Here is a 4,161-nt window from a genome sequence, read left to right on the forward strand (position 1 = left end):
CCCCTCCAGAGGGGACCGTCGCGCTGCGGCTAACGCTGGAAAGGTCTTCGTTTGGGCTCAGAGCAGCTCGCGGGCGGTCAGGGTCAGCTCGAGTTCCTCACCGTCGCGGCGGACGGTCAGTTGGAGTTCGCTTCCCGGCGGAGCGGTCAGGGTCTCGGCGACGGCGGCGGCGCTCCAGTCGGCGGCGGGACGATCGGCGAAGGAGACCAGTTCGTCGTCGACGTGCAGACCGGCCTCGGCGGCGGGGGAGTCTTCCCAGACGTAGACCACCAGCGGGGTGTCGCTGAGGAAGGTGAAGCCGACGCCGAAGGTGTTGACGGGTTCGGCTGGTCCGGGTCCGCCGTCGGGGGCTTCGAGGATCAGGCGTTTGCCGGTGTAATCGAGGGTCACCCGGGCGAAGCGGGCCAGCTCGGCCTGACCGATATTGCCCTGGAGGCGTTCGCCCTCCATCACTCCGCCGCCGCCGACGGCCAGGACGACGGGGGTGGCGGGCAGTCGGAAGGCGCCGAGGTGGAAGGTCTCCAGCCGGGTCAGTTGGTGTTCGTTCATCCCGCCGAAACCGCCGGTGAGGATGGGGTGGTGGTCGGGATGGCTTTCCAGCAGGCCGAGGGCATCGACGGCGGGGGCGTGGACGGTGGTGTAGGCGGAGTTGCCCAGATCGAGGAGGTAGGGGGCGGGGTCGTGGTCCTCGACGGCGGCGCGGACGACGGGCAGGTTGCCCTCGAACTCCAGGGGCAGGATCTCGACCCGGCCGGGGACGGGTTCCGGCGGTTCGTAGGCGGCGGGGTCGTGGAAGCGGACGAGGCCGGCGGCGTAGTCGACGCTGACGGGCAGGCGGGCGAAGATCTCGTAACCCAGAATACCGTCCCAGTCCGCCCCCAGGGCCCGGGCGAAGGGGGAGAAGTCCATCGTGATCAGGGTGGGTTGTTCGATGGTCAGCCCGCCGAGTTCCAGGCCGTCGGCGGTAACGACGGAGACGGAGCCGGTGCCCCCGGCGCCGGCGGCGGGCAGCTCGCCCTGGACCTCGAGGCCCAGCTCGTCGGCGAAGGCGGCGTCGAGGCAGCTCATCCCGGCGCCGGAGTCCAGCACCATCCGGCAGGGTTCGCCGTTGACGACGGCCTCGACGAACAGCAGGTTGAGGGTCTGTTCGCAGGGCAATTCGACGTAGTCGGCTCCGACGGGGAAGTCGAGGGTCAGCGACGGGCTGGGTTGGAAGTCGGCGGGAGCGAGTTCCGGATTGAGCTCGTAGCTGTCGATATGCTGGATCGAGGAGGGCAACCCCTCCCCCATATTGAGGCGGTAGTCGGTGGCCAGGGTCAGGCCCTCGAATTCGGTGAAGGCGTCGGCGGTGACCACGACGGTCAGGGTCTCGTACTCCGAGCGATGACCGAGGAAAGCACCGTCGTCGACGGCGAAGTAGCAGGTCCGGGCCATGAAGGGTAGGGGGGCGTCGTAGTGGGGTTGGTAGCGCAGGACGTGGCAGGCCTCGCCGGCGAATTCGCCTTCCTCGAGGTAGACGACGTCGTAGACGTCCCCGCTGGGGTAGCAGTAGAGGAAGGTTTCGAAGACGGCGTCGGTGTAAGCGGCCTCGAGCTCCTCACCGGCCAGCTCGCGCAGCTCACCGTTGGGCGCCAGGCTGTAACCGCCCCCGGGCAGCAGATAGGTTTCCTGGTGCAGGGCCGGCAGGTCGTTGACCAGGCGGTAGTGCAGTTGTTGCAGGAAGGGCGCGGCTGTGATGCGGCCCTCGCCGTCCGGGGTGGGCAGCGGCGTTCCGTACAGCAGCGCGATGCTGAACTCCCCGGCCATCCCGCCCAGGTTCATCTCGCCGGCCAGGCGTAGCCCGGACAGCCCGTTCCAGATCGTTTCAACGCCGACGAGGTCGCGGTGCTGTTCGAGGACCGCCGCGGCGGTTGGATCCGTGGCCGCCGCGGCGGCGAGGGCAATCAGGCAGACCAGTATAACGGTTCGCTTCATGAGGTCTTCTCCAAGGCGGATGGCTTCAAGGCGCTCAGGTGGTCGACGAGGAGCCGGGCCGTCGCCAGGCGTTGCAGGGAACGCTGGGCGTCGGCCAGCTCGAGATGGTTGGCGGCCAGCAGCAGGTCGGCTTCCCCGCCCAGAGCGGCGAGTTCGGCCTTAGCCAGTTCGAGGCGGGTTTCGTCGAGGCGGAAGCCCGCGGCGGCGCCGCCGACGTAACGGTCCATCAACTGACGCAGCCGCTGATCGAACTCCGCCGGGGTGACGCCGTCGCCGATGCGGGTCAGACGCTCGAGCGGGGCGACGGCGCGACGCAGAGCGAGCGTCAACTCCTCGTCATCGGGCTGGGGACGCTCAGCGGGCGGGGGCGGCCGCAGATCGGCCAGGGCGGCGCCGAGGCGGCGGCCCTCGGCCAGACAGCCGGCCAGGCCCTTGCCCGCTCGCCCGCCGACACAGGCTCCGGCGGCATAGAGCCCCGGTACGCCCGTCGAGCCGTCGGCCCGAACGGCGATCCCGGCGACGCTCATCCCGCCGTCCAGGCGCGGCGGAGCTAATCCGAGCTCGAGCAAGCGCGGCACGCCGCCGTTCTCCTGCGGCGGCCAGCCGAGAACGGCGGCGGGGTGGCGCTCCAAGTAGCGCCGTCGCAGCTCCCTGCGGCCCTCGCCATCCAGACCGCCGCTGTCCGCCAGCAACGGTCCGGCGCCGGCTTCGAGCTCCAACAAAAGGCGTCGCAGCTCGGCCTCGTCGTCGGCGAGCGCCCCTTCACCCGCACCGCGCAGGGGCAATCCCAGATCGAGCAAGGGCTCGACGGGAGCGCCGGTTTCCGCCAGCACCACGGGCAGGTGGCGCTGGTCCAGCTCGATCAAGGTCGCCCCGGCGTCGTGGGCCAGGCTCCAGGCCGCTCCGGCGTTGAAGGGGTTGGCCGGACGGCGGTGGGGCGCACCGCAAAGGCCGGAGCCGTAGAGCCCCGCCGCCGGGCCCAGACAGAGCACTGTCAGCGGGGCCTCGAGGACGATGAAGACCTCCAGCCGCAGATGGAAGCACAGGGCGCCGACGACGCGGTCATCGCGCCGCAACAGATCGGTGACGAAGCAACCCTCGAGCGGCTCGGCGCCGGACCCGGCCGCCGCTGCGGCCAGCCGCGGCTTGAAGGCCTCGCCGTGCAGACGCAGGGTATAATCGTCCAGCCGCGGCCCGCAGCGCAACCCCAGGCCCCGGACGAACTCCGGCAGCCCGTCGAGTTCGTCGACCAGGCCGTCGCCGCCCCAGCGGCCATCGAGGGTTTTCTTGGCCTCGTCGTCGACGGGCAGCGGCGCCAGCCGGTCCGTCCCCGTCGCTAGCTCTCCGGAGCGCCCCAGCGCCGCCTGGTCGACGACCAGCACGGCGCGCTCCGGGTCGAGCTCCCGCAGGCGCAGGGCCGTCGCCAGGCCCGTGGCCCCGCCGCCCAGGATCAACACCTCGCAGGTCTTGCGCTCCACCGCCGCCATTCTCCACCACCGTGATCTTGAGGGTCGACTTCGATGATAAGCCGGTGGACCAACGGCGTCAAGGCGGAGACGCTGGTGGTCGAACCCGCTTTCGATTACAATCACTCGTGAGCCCAACCGGCCGGGGGTCAGTCGCCCAGGGCCTCAACAGTCAACAGGTGATCCAGCAACCGCGGCCAGCTCTCCTCCAGCGGCTGACCCGGATAATCGTAGACCTCGGCGATCGATCGACCGTAGCTGCCCTCGGCGACCACCCGCAGCCAGACGACGGTGCCGGGAAGGAAATGCTCCGTGGTCAGGCGGGAGTAGACAACGGCGCCTGGTTCAGGGGGCTCCTCCCCACCTACGTGGAGTTCCGGGGTGTCGACACCGGCGAAACGGACGTTTAACGTCGTTCCCCCGTCCAGCACGACCCAAATGGTATCGCCGTCGACCACTGAACACACAACACCACGCTGCAATTGCTCCGTCAACGGTGGAGCGTCTCCGACGGTGGCCAAGCTGACGCTTACACATAGCAAAACCAGAAACCTGTTCATCGTGCCTCCTCTCTTCAGCAAGCGGTGGCTCCCGGCGCCGCCCGTTGAAAAACAGCACCCGAACGTCGGCAGCTAGACGTGGCTCAGCGCCGGAACCGGCACGGTTTTTGCGGAGGCGAACCGTTACCCTCGTTCCAACGGTCGCCGAGATGCAAAAACCG

General features: G+C 69.4%; 3 protein-coding genes. All 3 read right to left on the bottom strand.

The window, feature by feature from the left end:
• Nucleotides 1-57: 57 nt before the first annotated feature.
• Complete coding sequence (locus GF399_08480) at nt 58-1,974, bottom strand: PDZ domain-containing protein (GenBank protein ID MBD3400354.1); 1,917 nt, start codon at nt 1,972-1,974, stop codon at nt 58-60.
• Nucleotides 1,971-3,452 carry a hypothetical protein gene (locus GF399_08485; GenBank protein MBD3400355.1) on the bottom strand — a complete coding sequence of 494 codons (1,482 nt, stop codon included), beginning with the start codon at nt 3,450-3,452 and terminating at the stop codon, nt 1,971-1,973. Before GF399_08485 ends, GF399_08480 begins: the two co-directional genes overlap by 4 nt.
• 137 nt (nt 3,453-3,589) lie before the next feature.
• The gene (locus GF399_08490; protein ID MBD3400356.1) at nt 3,590-4,000 is read right to left on the bottom strand and encodes a hypothetical protein; all 411 of its coding nucleotides are present in this window, start codon (nt 3,998-4,000) and stop codon (nt 3,590-3,592) included.
• Between the last annotated feature and the right edge of the window lie 161 nt (nt 4,001-4,161).

It is taken from the genome of Candidatus Coatesbacteria bacterium (assembly GCA_014728225.1).
Taxonomy (GTDB): Bacteria; RBG-13-66-14; RBG-13-66-14; order RBG-13-66-14; family RBG-13-66-14; genus WJLX01.